This window comes from Legionella pneumophila subsp. fraseri, assembly GCF_000586315.1.
GTDB lineage: Bacteria > Pseudomonadota > Gammaproteobacteria > Legionellales > Legionellaceae > Legionella > Legionella pneumophila_B.
Map to the genome: position 1 here is coordinate 99,393 of NZ_JFIM01000014.1, position 14,932 is coordinate 114,324.

Genomic DNA, 14,932 nt, shown 5'->3' on the forward strand with positions numbered 1-14,932 from the left:
ATTGATATGACTTGTTGCAGCATAGAATCGATAGCCATGCCCAGGATTGTCATCGATAAATTACTTCTCAGGTAATACAAACCCTCTTCCACCAACCGCGGCAGTTAACGCTGCTAATGACAGGTCTTCCGCTACCCAGAAAGTGCCTTGATCGCTTGCCGGTATTTTTACCCCTTTCCATTGACACACGGCAATAGCATTTTCACAGGGTATTTGTTGTTCATGTCCTGGCCTTGATTCTATACAATTTAAAATAAAGGCAGGTTTGTCCACTACCAAAGCTGACCATTTACCAGCCTGTAATCGACTTGTCCAACCAGCACTGGCCCCAGGATCTGTGACTGGATGAGTAATCCATAGATCCAAATTGGTCACATTGTGAATAAACACCAACTTATTTTTCTTTGCTTTTAATGTCACTGATTGACCTTGTACAGGTACAGCCCGACAGCCATCAGGAAAAGTGGATTCTGCAAAAAGCCCTGTTGAAAGTAATAAAAGATATAAAGAGAGCAAAATTCTCATGATTCACCTCATAATTTTTATATAACTACAAGTTATTCAATCTTCACTAGTAAATCTAGCATCAATACCTACATCCATTACAGTCCATGACTGCGGTTTCTTGTAAATAAAATCTAATACTTATTTTTATCTGCTTCAGTCAATTGATGTAAGATAAACTCCCTTATAATATCCCTACTAATATAAGACTTCCATTGATAATCATTGACATGTCCTATAGCAGGATTGATTAATGCTTTCAATGTACCTGACTAACAAAACGAATATGAAAGTACAAACGCCCTATAAGTGATAATTCTACATTATACTTTTAACGGTACTTGATATTACAGGAGTATTATACTCAGTCGACTGTTTGGATTGTTCCCCAAAGAATGTTTGAGTTCGGTCTAAATAATTTACTACTTGTGAGAAGTGTGCCGGACTACGTTTAATAGTAGCTAAAAGATTGATTAACTGCTTGCGTTTTTCAGAAAAACCTAAATACCGGGAATTTGTCTGGCTTTCTGTAGCAGGTGCATTGATGAAGTCTCCTGCTTGTTTGCGAGTAGGGCCAGGAGTGGGATCATCACAAAACTTTATAATTTTTGAAGAGTTGTTTTCCGCATTAAAACCATAATGCCATAATCTTTTAAAAAATTTAATTAATCCAAAATAAAATGTTTGCAAACTGGAGCTCAAATCCTGTTCCACTTCCGCTTCTTTGGCAGCACTACCCAGCCGTTGCTTTACCTCTTTATCCTCACAATCCCTGATTAATAGTTCACACCCTCTTTTTACTACAGAATAATATTTATTCTGGCCCCAATACATTAATAAATTAATATCGGCCTGTGGGAAACTGGTATTCTTCCTGGTCAACTGTTTTCCATAATAAAATGCCATGTCACTTAAAATCTGCCGATCTAATAACTGCGGTTTTTTTATTATTTCAGCCTCCAACACATCGTATATCACTGCAGACACATCGCGTTGAGGAAAAAGCCTTAATAATTGACTGACTGGCCTAATATAATCTGGCACTCCTTGAAAAGAATTAAAATACTCCTGTAGTAACCGGGATAATTCCTTCTTCTGGCCAGTATAACTTAGCAAATAAGCACATAGGACGGGTGACTTCTTCTGTTTATCCCTTTTATTCCAGGTTTGCTTAATAAAATGGCTCCAGTCCAGCAGAGCATGATGATCCTTTAATTCCTTTTGTAAAAAAACCGGATCATCAAACCAGGAACCCTTAAAAAACAAAGATTTTCCATAAAGTTCCCTGATTCCTTTAGGCATCCATAATTTATCCACCATCCTGACTAAAAAAGGTTCTGTGAATGACAATCGGGTTATTGCACGATTCAACGTTTTTCGCGTATAAAATAATGACGTTATCCCCAAATTTGCGCATCTAAAGATGAGCTCACCTAAAACACGATGCCCAATATCATGCTTATTATCAAAAGGACGTTTCTTGCTTAAATGCCTGCTTATAAAACAGGCCAGTTCTTTTAATTCCTTGCCTTGCCAGGCCTGAGTAGAACCGGGATTAAAATTATTTTCAGAAAAAAGGCGGCCATGTTGATTAGCCAAAATATGTAATGCCAATTTATACTGCGCATTTTGCTCCCAATAAGAAGTTTTATTTAACTGGGCAAAAAGGGAGACTATATGCTGCTTATTAAAAAACCGGCTTACTTTGCCAATTTCTGGATTACTTACCCTCTGGACTGAGTTATGAGTCCTGTCACCAAGAAACTCTTTTAACACTAATGCAGCACAGGCTTCAGAATTTATTAAACGCTCCAAAACCGCATCACAGATTTTCTCTTGCTTCTTATCCTGAGAAACTTCTTTAGTAATAAAAGTCAAAGCATTACTTAGAAGGTCTGGCTTTTTATATTTTTTACCATAGTAAGCAAACCGTACTAAACCTTCTGAAAACCAGGATTTATCATAGTAATTAACCAAATAATCTGCCAAACAAATATCAGCGCATTGATGCTCCAAAAATCTCTGAAAATCAGACTCATACAAGCCATTCAGCAAAATAGAACGCCTGGAATCTCGATTTAAAATATAATGAAAAAGCTCAAGTGCATTGGTTTTGTTCCTTATGGCTCCTAATAATTCAAATAAGGTTTCATCATCAAAATGATCAAGTAATGGATATAAAACACTCGCAGGGATTTCTCCTGGAGCCTCTTGTATTTCTTTTAATAATTTATTATTCAACCATATACGTTTATTGGCATCAGAACAAATGAGGTCACATTGATATAATACCCCTATCGAGTTTTCGAATAATACATTGCGTAATAACAACTGCAATCCAAAAGAGGAGTTTTCCAAATCACTTTTGGACAAACCACTCAAGACCCATGCCGCAGCATTTTTGTGTGTTTCACTCTCGCTTCTTAGATAACTCTCTTCAGTTAAATACCCTAGAATCAAACCCTCTTGATCATACAAAGGCTCATTGATATCCATGGAGCCCGTTCGCGTTAATAATACGATTTCTTCATTCACAAAAGTCATGGCGACATTAGACTCATTTAGAAATCCAATCTTCTTCCCGGCAGAGTTATATAAAAAAATTTCTTTTTTTCTGTCTAATCTTTTGGGTAACTTATCTAAATGAAAATCTTGTTTTAACCAGTGAAGTAACCCGTTCCGAGCCTCGGTTTCAGTATTCCCCTTAATAAAAAACTGAGAATAAATGTGATTTATCGCTTTAAGGGATAAATCGGAGCGTAAGTTAGGATAATTCAAGATGTAATAACGATATAAAGTATCTAATCCTTTATTTTTTACCTCATTTCCTTCCTTGTCCGCCTCCAGTAAACATTCCATTTGATGGAGCAAAGCGCTTTTACTGCTCTCGACTCTAAACTGTAATAAGCTGTATTTTTTATCCAACCAAAATGATTGAGTTTCCGGATGAGTAAGCAGATTACGCTCAATCTGAGCCATATGCTCATTGATTTCATCAAAGTACGGAGCATGTTCTTTAAAAAACAGGTCTATCCTGTAGTCCATCTGATTCATCGTTAAGGTATACAGGCCATACCTTTCAATTAATTGTTTTAAAACCTTAGGTGTGCAAACCTCAACAAATTGCGGCATGGATAACAATACAGCGATTGGAGAACTGACTAACAGCTCCTTTCCTGAATTGCATGATTTAGTCATTAAATCGGATGCCAATTGATATAACTGAGGGGTATCAAAGAGACAGGGATCCAACCGGTTAATTCTCGTTCTTATTTTAACCAAGAAGTCCTGGCTTAAATCTGAAAACACAGAACATAGCTTGGTAAGCAAGTTTTTACAATGCTGCTTCTCTTCCCCTGTCGTTTTGTTATATTCCGCTAAACAATAGTCAATGATCAAAAGCACTGTTTCCTGACTTAATCCTTGAAAAAACTCCTTTTGTTTGTCTAATTCCGAGTTCTTTAATAAATCATGCAGGAGCAGCATGACTAAATGGCTTTCAGGAGAAAATAAATCTCTTTTTAATTCATACTGATAAAAATCAAATACACCCCACATGGCTTGTAAATGTATTGAAAAAGGATACTGGGCAAGACAGGCTCTAGCCTCCTTTAATCTATCAATCGCTTTCACAGGTGCGGTCAAAGTCAACAATAATCGAATTGAGAGAGCATTGACAGATTCACCGATTAATGAATCAAGAAAACGGGTTAACCATCCTGCCAAATCAGGTTGACGCAAAAATTGAACCAAATGGTTTCTATTGACCAAGTCCAAGTCATGTGTGCTTTTAACTAAAAAAGTTTCAATCAAAACATTTAAATCGGTGTCTTTAGCCAGGTAAGAAAAAGCTAACAAACTGCGCTCATCGGCTTGTTCCAATATCTGAATTAAATCCTTGGCTCCTCGTTCCTTCAACGCGATAATGATAGGTTTTGCATCACTATAATAATTCAATTGTTCCGTACATCTCTCTGCCAATTGATTATCAACAATGGTTTCGGTCTCTCTTATTGAATCTAATACGGTCGACAACTGCTCTAATAACTCTTGGTGCAGCGGATTAGGAACATAAGGCAAAACCATTGCAAGAACAGATAACGAAGTGGGTAATCTAAAAGAGACAGGGCTATTACGCGATAATTGATTTTTCTGAGCCGGGATTTTTTGACAAAAAAGTTCTGTTAAATCATAAGCATCTTCTTTAAAGTGACTTAACAACAAATGTTTCAAGTCAGGAATGGGAATCTGTTGAATTTGTCCTTTTATTGTATTTATTAACCGCTTCATTACGACACTTCCCTAACATCCTAAAATAATCCTTTCTCCAATAGGGATTTAAAAGGATAATGGTTTTACTATACCCTTAAACCATTGATTTGAAAACTTTAGGATACCAAATGACGATCTGGGTTGATGCCGACGCTTGCCCGAAAATGATAAAAGATGTCCTCTTTCGTGCTGCTATACGAACCAATACCAACCTTATCCTGGTAGCTAATTGCTACCTTGTTTATCCAAATTCACCATTTATTAGTTCTGTTCTTGTAGAAAAAGGCTATGATCGCGCAGATCATTATATTACGAGCCATATGAAAGCAAAAGATTTGGTGATTACAGCAGATATCCCTTTGGCTGCAGAAGTAATAGTTAAGGAAGGGTTAGCAATGAGTCCAAGAGGAGAATTATTTACAGCCAATAATATCAAACAGCGCCTCACTCTTAGAGATATTAATGAACAATTGCGTTCAGCCGGAGAGCGCACAGGAGGCCCCTCTGCTTTAAGTGCAAAAGAAAAAACAAATTTTGCCAATGCCCTGGATCGTTGGCTGGCAAAAAACAAATAAAAACATCAATTAAAATACATATTGATTTCAATTTGACAAAATCGATTGCTCCTCCTAAATTTTAAGTACATCCTAAATGGACTTAAAACATGAAACGATTCATGTTCATTCTTTTGATCTTTTTAAATTTCTGCGCCTATGGAAAGCCACTCATTATTGGTGTTCCGGAATTTGCGCCCCCATTTGTATCAAGATCTGGAGGAGGAGGAGAGATCTATTTTGGATTCAACATCGATTTGATGAATTCCATTTGCAAGATCATTGAAATGGAATGCCAATACAAGGGCATGAATATTCAACAGCTATATACCAATCTTAACCAAGGGAAGCTTGATATTATGCTGGCACCTACTCCAATCGTACCCACCGTTGACACCAATTATATATTCAGTCTTCCCTATTTACCGAGCAATGCACAGGTGATAACCCTGAAAGCTAACAATGACATCAATAGTTTAGCAGATCTGAAAGGTAAAAAAGTCGGCACTTTAAAATACACTTTGTATGGTAGCCTCCTTGCAGAACATTTTCAGGATTATTTTGACCTGGTACAATTTTCCAAAATCCCTGATATGGCTATTGCATTGTCAAATAAGCAAATCGAGGGAGTAGTACTTAATTCGAATGCAGCCAAATATGCGATGAGCAACTCCTTGACCGAGTTAAAATTAGTAGGAGATCCAATTCCTATAGGTAATGGCTATGGAATATTAGCCCTCAAAAATAAAGCACCTCTCATTATGAAAATCAATCAGGCTTTATTGCAAATAGAAAAAGACGGGACTTATTTGGAAATCTATAATACCTATTTTAGTGATTAGGATGATATTATCACAGACAATTCACCAGCCATTTCAAAAAACGCTAAACTGGATTCAATTCCAGGATTCAGGTTAAACTAATGCCAATTGAGCCGATCTCTCATAAAATATTGATCTTCAATTTATGAGATATAGTTCAAAGCAGTCGAATTCAAGTTATGAAAAAGGTACAATCCAAATTAATCTGCAGGATATGACATGCAAGAACATTTTGATACATCAACTATCACTAATCTTCACAAAACGAGCATCATACATTGGAAAACCAATGGTATAGAGTATCAACATAAACAATTCCTTCAACTTGTAGAAGAAAATCATGCTTTTAATTTCCAATTATGGCATGCAGAAGACAAGGCACGCCGAGATGATATGGGCTTTGAATTTGTTTACCAAGCCAAGCGAGAAATAGATGCCTACAATCAACAACGGAATAACCGCATGGAAGCAATGGATGAATGGCTTTATAAAGCACTAGAACCTGAAAACCATACTAATTGCCCCGTCAATTCCGAGTCGCCTGGAATGATTATTGACAGGTTATCTATTTTATCACTGAAATCATATCATATGGACTTACAAACAAAACGCCAGGATGTGAGCATAGAACATAAAATGGCCTGCGCACAAAAACTGGAAATCATACAACAACAATTAAATCAATTGGCTTTGTGCCTTGATGAATTGCTTAATGAGGTACGAGCTAAAACACGTACGTTCAGAGTCTACCATCAATTTAAGATGTATAATGATCCTAAGCTAAACCCAGAATTGTACTGCTCTGACTAGGTATTAATTGATTTAATGCTGACTCGCTTTTGGAGTGGGGAATTGTAGGATAATTAGATTGATTTTTTTTAGTTTTGGTTTCAAATATACCGAATAAAGACAGAGAATCCGCACGCCCTGGGGAATCAGTCCGGCACTTTGCATATTGGATTGATTCCCTTTGTTCTTCGGTTTTATGAATAACTTCCTTTGTTATCTCAGGGTTAACCGACGTTTCTTTGCTGTCATCCGTCAGCTTAGCCTGCTGGGCTAAGGGGGTTCGTCCCAATCCTTTGGCTAAAGCTCTCAAAGCCAGAGTCACCCCAAACAATAAAGCACTAAAGGCTGATAACACATACATAACAGGAGTATCACGATAATGACCATCCTCACCCATTTCTTGTAATGAACTCCCGGCAAAATCAACAAATTTTTGCCCCTTACCGAATCCGGAAAATAAGGAACGCAAAACCTCAAACCATTCTTGAAAGAAAAATTGTGGTGAAGGGTCTAAAGATAATCCATCATTTAGTAATGCATGAAACTCTTCAGGCTCCAACAGTTCAGCCTTATTAAGTTCATCATTAAGACTATTTTTCCATTCGATCAATCGCTCATATGGACGTTGCTTTTGAGTGTCCTGCTTCTTCTGATGCCAATAATTAGTCACCAAAGAATGGCTTGTGAAACCAAGAACCAGCACCAGGCCTAAAATAATGCTGGCGACAAGCAAAGCAGGGGGAAAAGAAATACCAACCAACACTAAAATAGAACCCACTAAAAACAAAACGCTTGCCAAGGCACCATAAGCGTATAATCCATTTTTCATCCCCAATAAAGCAGAGGACAAATAAGTGCGGTTCGATTGTTGAGATAGTAACTTACGCTTGTCATCAAATTGGGTTATTAAATTATGGACTAAACTTTTTAGTCGTTTGAGTTCTTCCTGATCAACTTTGCTTAGATCATGTTTTTCTTGCAAGAAGAGTAATCTGGCATAATGAGTTTCCAGTTCTTTAGTAATTAAAGCCAATTGACATTTGGTTTGGGTGATTAATAATCTCAACTGGAAATCATATTCCTCATAAATACGTGTAATGACGCAAGCCACCGTATAAAAGACACAAATAAGAGCCATTGCCGTAAGCAGCTGCGGTGACAATACAGCCAGACCCAATACGCCAACATAGAGATATAAACCATCAAGAAGCCCACCTGCAGCAACAGCCCAGAATGCAAAATTACGAGTTGGCATGGTCTGGTATTTGATTCGCTTTAAATAAGAGAGGGATTCCTCATGAGATAAAGAAATTAATTTTTTTATCTCCATAAGAAGCGCTATATTCGCACTCATCATTGTTTTGCGATCTTCCAGCATGCTACGTATCCAAAATCTATTGGCTGCAGCAAATACCCCCAAAATCACTCCCATTGGAAGAATAAGAAATTTTGCATCCACCCCTCCAATTAAACTGAATGCAACAACAGCACTTCTCCAGCCTTTGTAAGCATTTTTCAAGCCTTTCATGACGTCACGAAAATAGGGCCAGGCACTAGCAATAAATTTTTTATAGGAATCTTCTTTTTCATTCTCAAATTGACAGGCTAAAAAAGAAAAGGTGACTAAAAATACAGACTCAACTGTAATCGTAATAAGGCCTGCCGGAGAATTTAAAAATTCATGCATTGCATCGTTATCATTAGGAGAGGCAAACAGATCAAAAAAATATTTGAACATGCTGTATGAAGAACTTAGAGAATCCAAAACAGCGTAGGCATAATATACAATGCGACTTTTATCAAGTTCTTGAGCGAGAATTCGACTTTGCGCGTCGATACGTCCAGCAATTGCTAAAATGAAAACTAAATCAGTAGGCTTGGAAGCCTGATTTTCATCACTCGCATGAGGCATGTATAGGTATGGGGCTATCAGCTAAGATTGGGCGCTATTGTATGCATAATTAGACTTGATGTCAATTAAGCTTTCATCCTGAATTAAAAAAATACAACAATGACCTCAAACCCTTCATCATAACACATCCTTTTGCCAAAATTATTAAAAAAAAATAAAAAAATTGTATTAAATTCTCTCTCAGACTGTGACTTATGCCTTAAACCTGCTACGATATTGCACCAAAATAAAACCCAATATGAGGATTAAATGAGATCAAAATTTGTTCTCTTTATGTTGATGTCACTACTGACAGGATCTCTTATGGCAAACAGTGAAGCTCAAATCTATGGCTACGTAGAGAAAGCCACATTAATCGATCAAAACCTCACTCTATCCGCAAAGCTTGATACAGGTGCTAAATCAGCATCATTACATGCCATAAATATCACAGAAATTGAAAAAAAGGGTGTTCCTTATTTGCGCTTTACCGTTCCAACTAAAACCGGTGATTACTCCTTTGAAGGAGAGTACGTGGGTAAAGTAAAAATTAAAGTAAGGTCGAGTGAAGCCAATCCGGGATTGTTAAGAACAACACCCATCAAGAGACCGGTAGTCTTACTTAATATCAAACTTGGCGATAAAGTCAGAACAATTAAAGTCAACTTAACCAACAGGAAACGATTCCTCTATCCCTTATTGTTGGGAAGAGATGCCATTATTGATTTTAATGGAGCCGTTGACCCTGCCCTTACTTTCACAACTAAATCCAAGAGCCCAGTGAACAATGAAAAATAACAAACGTCATGTTTATGGTTTGATCCTCACTCTAATGGTTTTAGGATCAGGTATTTTTTTATATAGGCATATCGTTCTGGATGTCCCTCTGACCGATACTGAAACGATCAATAGCTGGATGGTTGAATCCAATCTACGTTTTAGCGCTGATAAAAATACACCGATAAAGGCAAGTTTTAATATCCCTTACCTGCCTCCCAATTTTGCCATACTCGATGAATATTTTGTGTCCAGAAATTATGGCGTCACAACCAATTTAAATGGTTCCAATAGAGAAACCGTATGGTCTATACGGCGTGGTAATGGTCCTCAATCACTTTATTATAGAGCAATCTTCCGTCAAACGGACAGTGATGAGTCTTCTTTGCCAAAACCTTCAGTAATCAAATCACAACCTTTGAATGATAGTCAAAAATCAGCCGTTGAAACGATTACCAATCAAGTGAGATCCACATCGGCGGATATTCAAACATTTGCTCAAAGCACGATTAAAGAGTTAAACAAAAAAGATGGTAATGCGAAGCTTTTAGTTGGAAACGAGTTCAATGATGAAAATATTATCAATGCCACTATTTTGATTCTCAATCAATCAAAGATTCCAGCCATTAGAGTCCAGGGGATTTATCTAAACCAACAAAAAAAGGCCGATTTGAAATCCTTGCTCACCGTTTTTAACGGAAAAAACTGGATTTACATTAACCCCAAAACAGGCAGTGCCGGTTTGCCAAAAGAGTTTCTTATTTGGCAATATGGGAACGGTCCTCTATTTAATGTTGTCGGTGGCAATAGAGCCCAGTTTTCATTAACTGTATCACCAACACCTATTAATGCCTTAAGTGTAGCCAAATCGAGGGGATTAGCGGACTCTCAACTCTTACGCTTCTCCCTACTCCAGCTCCCCGTCAATGTACAAGGGATCTATAAAATTTTGTTAACTGTTCCTATTGGAGCATTCATCATTTTAATACTACGTAATTTTATAGGCATTAAAACTTTTGGCACGTTTATGCCCGTCTTGATTGCACTCGCCTTTAGAGAGACTCACGTAGCGTGGGGTATTACTTTATTCGTCATTATTATTTCTTTTGGCCTATTAGCCCGTTTTTATCTGGATCAATTAAGACTGCTGCTAGTCCCAAGACTTGCAGCCATTCTCACTGTAGTGATTCTGTTAATGATCTTTATTAGTGTTCTATGCCAAAATCTTAGTCTGGATACCGGGATGTCTGTCGCATTATTCCCTATGGTCATCTTAACCATGACTATCGAACGCATGTGCATCACGTGGGATGAGCGAGGAGCTTCCGAAGCAATAAAATCAGGAATTGGCAGTCTTGCCGCAGCAGTTATTTCTTATGGGGCAATGAGTTATGAACCCTTGCAATATTTGGTCTTTGCTTTTCCCGAATTACTTCTCGTGCTTTTGTCCTTGATTTTATGGTTCGGTCAATATCGCGGCTATCGTTTAGTCGAATTAAAACGCTTTAAATCACTTGCGAGTGCGATAGAATGATTAACCTGTTTAGACGCCTGAAAAATCATGGGGTTTTAAGCATTAACCAGCGGAATACAGATTTTGTATTACGATACAATCCAAGAAAGTTATTCCCTTTGGTTGATGACAAGCTCAAAACCAAAAAGCTGGCCTTAAAAGCGGGAATTGCAGTTCCTGCCTTATATGACATCATTGAAACTGAGCAACAAATCAAATCAATAGAAGCCCGATTTGCGAGTTATAATGATTTTGTGGTAAAACCGGCCAGAGGCTCAGGCGGTGATGGGATACTGGTGTTTAAGGATAAAGTTTACGGCCGATATCGGCAAATTAATGGTAAGCTTACCACCGTCCAGGAACTGAGTTACCATTTATCTTGCTTGCTATCTGGAGCTTATAGTCTTGGCGGGTCTTCAGATTATGCTATCATTGAGAAACGAGTTGTTGTCGACCCCGTGTTTGCAGAAGTCAGCTATGAAGGCATACCCGATATCCGTATTATAACTTTACTAGGCTATCCTGCAATGGCCATGGTAAGGCTTCCCACCCGCCTATCCGGGGGAAAAGCCAACTTACATCAAGGAGCAATTGGCGTTGGCGTTGATCTTGCAACAGGAAAAACGCTTGGCGGCGTGTTTCAAAATGATACCATAGACTACCATCCCGACACGCTAAATCCCATCGTAGGCATCGAAGTACCTTATTGGAATCAAATTCTTGAAATAGCCTCCAGTTGCTATGAGCTAACTGGTTTGGGTTATCTTGGAGTTGATATTGTACTTGATAAAGACCATGGCCCATTAATGCTGGAATTGAATGCCAGACCAGGATTAAATATACAAATAGCCAACCGCGAGGGCGGGCTAAAGCGTTATAGAACGATTGAAGCCCGTTTTAAAGAAAGTGGAAAAGAGTCAACTTCAGATAAAGTAAGTTTTTGCCGCAAAGAATTTGCACGCTAAAGCGCGGGGGAAGCAGAATGATCTGGTTCTTTATCCAGAGACAAATTATTCCGTTCCTTTAAAAAGCGGCGACGAGCACATAGCCAATCGATCCTTTCATCCAACTCGACACGTTCTTTTTTAGACTGAATTTTTGCCAGATCCCCTTGAATCCTGCTCCAATATAATCCTGTTACATCGTATCCGTTCGCAGATCGCTGTAATGCAGGGCGCAGACATTTTTCATCAATTTTTTTTGTCATCTCTTCCCGCTGTTTTAATAATTGCTCCAAAATCAGTTGCTCAGCATGAATGTTTTCTTGAAATCGCTTCAACCCAACTCGACGAAGTTCCTGTTCAAACTCTCGTTTTACAGATTCAAAGGTAGCCTCCGCAGGCATGCGACCCAAAACCATCTTTGACAAGTCAAGAGTCGAGGGGTGCCCAACTGCACGCAACCATAATCGTCCAAACATGCACTCTCCATTCAAATCATCAATAAATTGCATTATTGCAAAATATATACATTTAGCAAATAAATCGACTAACAATTTTTAAAACATAAGTTTTAATTTGACTCATAATGAAATATAATAAAACAACAGATGGTTTTAATTGTCTTATTAATAGAATTTCCCTCCCTTTCTGCATATGAAAACGAGAGAATTAAATTTTGTTTAAAGTCCATCTTTAGTGCAAATCATTAACAGAGCAATGCTGGCATACCAAATTTGTTAGGGAGATTTCTTATGCGGTCTAAATTTTTTTCATTTTTCACACGTGCATCAAGACCGATGAAAGCTACCCCCCCTAAAATTTGGTTTGAAACACAATTAAAAAACAGTGGCCTCGATAAAAAATTTTCCATAGATGAGTTAAGAGAAACCCAATCCTCTGTCAGAGTATTTGCTAATCAGAAATATCTTCCCGACACTCAAAAGATTAATGAGGCATTAACTAAAATAACGGCCGTTGATGTATCAGGAGATAAGAGCGGATATTTTCAAAATGGATTACCTTTCCCGAACGAAGCAGGATATTTCGAGAAAATCCCGGTAGGACATCCTGAATTATTATCCCCCATAGAAAGGTTAACAGGCAGTAAGAAAGTTGTTTCTTCGCACAGCCTGGTCACTGCATCTGGAGGTTATCCGTCAACTAATCCATTATTACCCTATCGAAAACCAATTAAAGTGAGTATTTTTTCTCTAGCGGGTCCTTCTTTTGAAAATAATTACCTCCATTATCGTTTATTTCTATTAGATCCTGTACAAAAGATAATTGATTCACCACTCTTTAGCCATTTGCATGATGGTTTACCCATTCAGTTTGATGAGGCTAAAAAGGAGTTGGGTGAGTATGATACCGACAAGGTGATGGCTCGCATTCGTTTGGGGTTTCCTTATCTGGCAAGATTTTCTTCAGGTGGTTTTTATCCCAGCTTTAGCAAATCCAATGCTATTATCTTCCTATCTGAAGCTTATTTTCGCTATCAACTGGAAGACGTTTCATTACTGTTGGCATCAGTAAATCAAACAGCAAAAGAAACTGGAAAAGCGGCCTTGCTTAAAGCCACTGCAGTTGGAATGGGTTTTTTTGCAAAAATTGATTGCGGTTATGATATACAACACATGATTTTTCCTTATTATTTACGGGCTTATAAAAAACTGTTAACTGAACACCAATTTCCATGGATTGCAAAAATTGAATTTCCCATTTTTAATGAAATTCAGCAAGAACAGTTTGATTCAATTTTTGAAGACTATGATGGTTCTACCAAAGTGTATCAAAGCACCCGCGATGTTCTGGAGTTTCGTGAAGAAGAAATTGAAAAATATCTGCCTGCCGCTATTAACCCTTCAGATGCGTTTGCTCTAACCGGAAATGAGTGGGGATATGGTAGCGTTGAATCAATGATTGGAAATAATAGTTCCATCCGCTTTGACCAAGTACATCATATGAATCCGCTTATTTTAGAGCCATCTCATCATGTTGAAGCACAAATAAATAAGGACCATGGCGTTGAATTGACAGCCAATTCTATGCCACAACCCTCATCAAGCATTAAACCCTAGGGGATGATGAAGATTCCTTTGCATAATAAGTTACGGCGTCTGCAAGATACTTATCTCCCTCAAATCGCATCAACAAAATTTTAAGAGGGGTATCTCCGTATACTTCTTTGCAAAGCTTGGCAAACTCTTCCTCACAATCATTTATCAATAACCATTCCAAAGTGCTTTTTTCCGAACTGAAATCGCCGAGTTTCATGGTTTCTGGGACCTTGGGGTTAAAATCCTTCATAGCATTGGGAACCACTCCCCCATCAAGGTATTTTTCCCTGTATTTTGGGCAAGTTGATGCAATTATTTGCTCAAATGAGACACTATCGACAACGAGTTCTTCTTTTTCCCCGTCATGCTCACCACATCCTATTCCTACTTCAGACTTTAGAGTAAGAAGTGAAGTTGAACTTCCATAAAATTTATGAACCCATGCTTGTTTGGTTAATTCTGGATAGGTTTCCAGGAATTTTCGTAAATCCTCTGTAGAAGCACAGGCACCCCATCCAAATGGATTCAGATTAAATTTCTGGTATCTTTCTACATCGGTAACACGAACCTTTTCCAACTTCTCGCTTTCAACGCGTTGTGGCAAACCACCTAATTTGTGTAAATGATCTAAACTACGTCCATCAGCCCGAACCAATATTTTTTTAGTCTGTAATTCCTTGATTTTAAATCCAACCAGAGGATCGCCTAAATTAGAAATGCTGGATTCAAATTTAAGTAACGCATTGTGAAATTTGGAAAAAAATTTTAATCTGTTCATTGCTTAACCTCTCAGGAATGATAGGCAACCTAAAA

At 37.9% G+C, this 14,932-nt stretch carries 12 protein-coding genes; 7 read left to right on the plus strand and 5 right to left on the minus strand.

What is annotated here, in order from left to right; genetic code table 11:
* Positions 1–60 precede the first annotated feature (60 nt).
* Positions 61–525 (minus strand): hypothetical protein, encoded by a 465-nt coding sequence (locus CC34_RS0104275; protein WP_027228052.1) that lies wholly within the window; start codon positions 523–525, stop codon positions 61–63.
* 297 nt (positions 526–822) lie between these two features.
* A complete protein-coding gene (locus CC34_RS0104280; protein ID WP_028379194.1) occupies positions 823–4,794 on the minus strand; it encodes a hypothetical protein in 3,972 nt (1,323 codons plus the stop codon).
* 110 nt (positions 4,795–4,904) lie between these two features.
* On the opposite strand from CC34_RS0104280, the gene CC34_RS0104285 reads away from it, so the two are divergent.
* From CC34_RS0104285 to CC34_RS0104295, 3 genes are all read left to right on the plus strand, one after another.
* Entirely contained in the window at positions 4,905–5,351 is a 447-nt protein-coding gene (locus tag CC34_RS0104285) for a YaiI/YqxD family protein (protein WP_027228050.1), read from the plus strand.
* Positions 5,352–5,440: 89 nt separating this feature from the next.
* Positions 5,441–6,172, plus strand: a complete 732-nt coding sequence (locus CC34_RS0104290; RefSeq protein ID WP_027228049.1) for a transporter substrate-binding domain-containing protein — start codon at positions 5,441–5,443, stop codon at positions 6,170–6,172.
* 198 nt (positions 6,173–6,370) lie between these two features.
* On the plus strand, positions 6,371–6,961 hold the full coding sequence (locus CC34_RS0104295) for a DUF4254 domain-containing protein (protein ID WP_027228048.1): 591 nt from the start codon (positions 6,371–6,373) through the stop codon (positions 6,959–6,961).
* On the opposite strand, the gene CC34_RS0104300 is transcribed toward CC34_RS0104295, so the two are convergent.
* A complete protein-coding gene (locus tag CC34_RS0104300; protein WP_027228047.1) occupies positions 6,927–8,852 on the minus strand; it encodes a hypothetical protein in 1,926 nt (641 codons plus the stop codon). The genes CC34_RS0104295 and CC34_RS0104300 overlap by 35 nt on opposite strands.
* A 249-nt stretch (positions 8,853–9,101) precedes the next feature.
* On the opposite strand from CC34_RS0104300, the gene CC34_RS0104305 reads away from it, so the two are divergent.
* Genes CC34_RS0104305 through CC34_RS0104315 form a run of 3 tightly spaced genes read left to right on the plus strand, consistent with a single transcriptional unit; the run spans position 9,102 to position 12,086 of the window.
* A complete protein-coding gene (locus tag CC34_RS0104305) occupies positions 9,102–9,629 on the plus strand; it encodes an ATP-dependent zinc protease family protein (RefSeq protein ID WP_027228046.1) in 528 nt (175 codons plus the stop codon).
* On the plus strand, positions 9,619–11,142 hold the full coding sequence (locus CC34_RS0104310) for an inactive transglutaminase family protein (protein WP_027228045.1): 1,524 nt from the start codon (positions 9,619–9,621) through the stop codon (positions 11,140–11,142). The genes CC34_RS0104305 and CC34_RS0104310 overlap by 11 nt, the downstream gene beginning before the upstream one ends.
* The gene (locus tag CC34_RS0104315; protein WP_027228044.1) at positions 11,139–12,086 is read left to right on the plus strand and encodes an alpha-L-glutamate ligase-like protein; all 948 of its coding nucleotides are present in this window, start codon (positions 11,139–11,141) and stop codon (positions 12,084–12,086) included. Before CC34_RS0104310 ends, CC34_RS0104315 begins: the two co-directional genes overlap by 4 nt.
* On the opposite strand, the gene CC34_RS0104320 is transcribed toward CC34_RS0104315, so the two are convergent.
* Positions 12,083–12,541, minus strand: a complete 459-nt coding sequence (locus CC34_RS0104320; protein ID WP_027228043.1) for a hypothetical protein — start codon at positions 12,539–12,541, stop codon at positions 12,083–12,085. The genes CC34_RS0104315 and CC34_RS0104320 overlap by 4 nt on opposite strands.
* A gap of 273 nt (positions 12,542–12,814) precedes the next feature.
* Here CC34_RS0104320 and CC34_RS0104325 point away from each other — a divergent pair, with 273 nt between their 5' ends.
* The gene (locus CC34_RS0104325; RefSeq protein ID WP_027228042.1) at positions 12,815–14,140 is read left to right on the plus strand and encodes a lpg0081 family Dot/Icm T4SS effector; all 1,326 of its coding nucleotides are present in this window, start codon (positions 12,815–12,817) and stop codon (positions 14,138–14,140) included.
* Here the strand turns inward: CC34_RS0104325 and ceg3 are convergent.
* Positions 14,130–14,897 (minus strand): Dot/Icm T4SS effector Ceg3, encoded by a 768-nt coding sequence (gene ceg3, locus CC34_RS0104330; protein WP_027228041.1) that lies wholly within the window; start codon positions 14,895–14,897, stop codon positions 14,130–14,132. The two genes, CC34_RS0104325 and ceg3, sit on opposite strands and share 11 nt — an antisense overlap.
* Positions 14,898–14,932 lie beyond the last annotated feature (35 nt).

Bases quoted from the DNA above. Each gene is read 5' to 3' on its own strand.
- CC34_RS0104275 (WP_027228052.1), bottom strand. From the start codon at position 525: ATGAGAATTTTGCTCTCTTTATATCTTTTATTACTTTCAACAGGGCTT.
- CC34_RS0104280 (WP_028379194.1), bottom strand. From the start codon at position 4,794: ATGAAGCGGTTAATAAATACAATAAAAGGACAAATTCAACAGATTCCC.
- CC34_RS0104285 (WP_027228050.1), top strand. From the start codon at position 4,905: ATGACGATCTGGGTTGATGCCGACGCTTGCCCGAAAATGATAAAAGAT.
- CC34_RS0104290 (WP_027228049.1), top strand. From the start codon at position 5,441: ATGAAACGATTCATGTTCATTCTTTTGATCTTTTTAAATTTCTGCGCC.
- CC34_RS0104295 (WP_027228048.1), top strand. From the start codon at position 6,371: ATGCAAGAACATTTTGATACATCAACTATCACTAATCTTCACAAAACG.
- CC34_RS0104300 (WP_027228047.1), bottom strand. From the start codon at position 8,852: ATGCCTCATGCGAGTGATGAAAATCAGGCTTCCAAGCCTACTGATTTA.
- CC34_RS0104305 (WP_027228046.1), top strand. From the start codon at position 9,102: ATGAGATCAAAATTTGTTCTCTTTATGTTGATGTCACTACTGACAGGA.
- CC34_RS0104310 (WP_027228045.1), top strand. From the start codon at position 9,619: ATGAAAAATAACAAACGTCATGTTTATGGTTTGATCCTCACTCTAATG.
- CC34_RS0104315 (WP_027228044.1), top strand. From the start codon at position 11,139: ATGATTAACCTGTTTAGACGCCTGAAAAATCATGGGGTTTTAAGCATT.
- CC34_RS0104320 (WP_027228043.1), bottom strand. From the start codon at position 12,541: ATGTTTGGACGATTATGGTTGCGTGCAGTTGGGCACCCCTCGACTCTT.
- CC34_RS0104325 (WP_027228042.1), top strand. From the start codon at position 12,815: ATGCGGTCTAAATTTTTTTCATTTTTCACACGTGCATCAAGACCGATG.
- ceg3 (WP_027228041.1), bottom strand. From the start codon at position 14,897: ATGAACAGATTAAAATTTTTTTCCAAATTTCACAATGCGTTACTTAAA.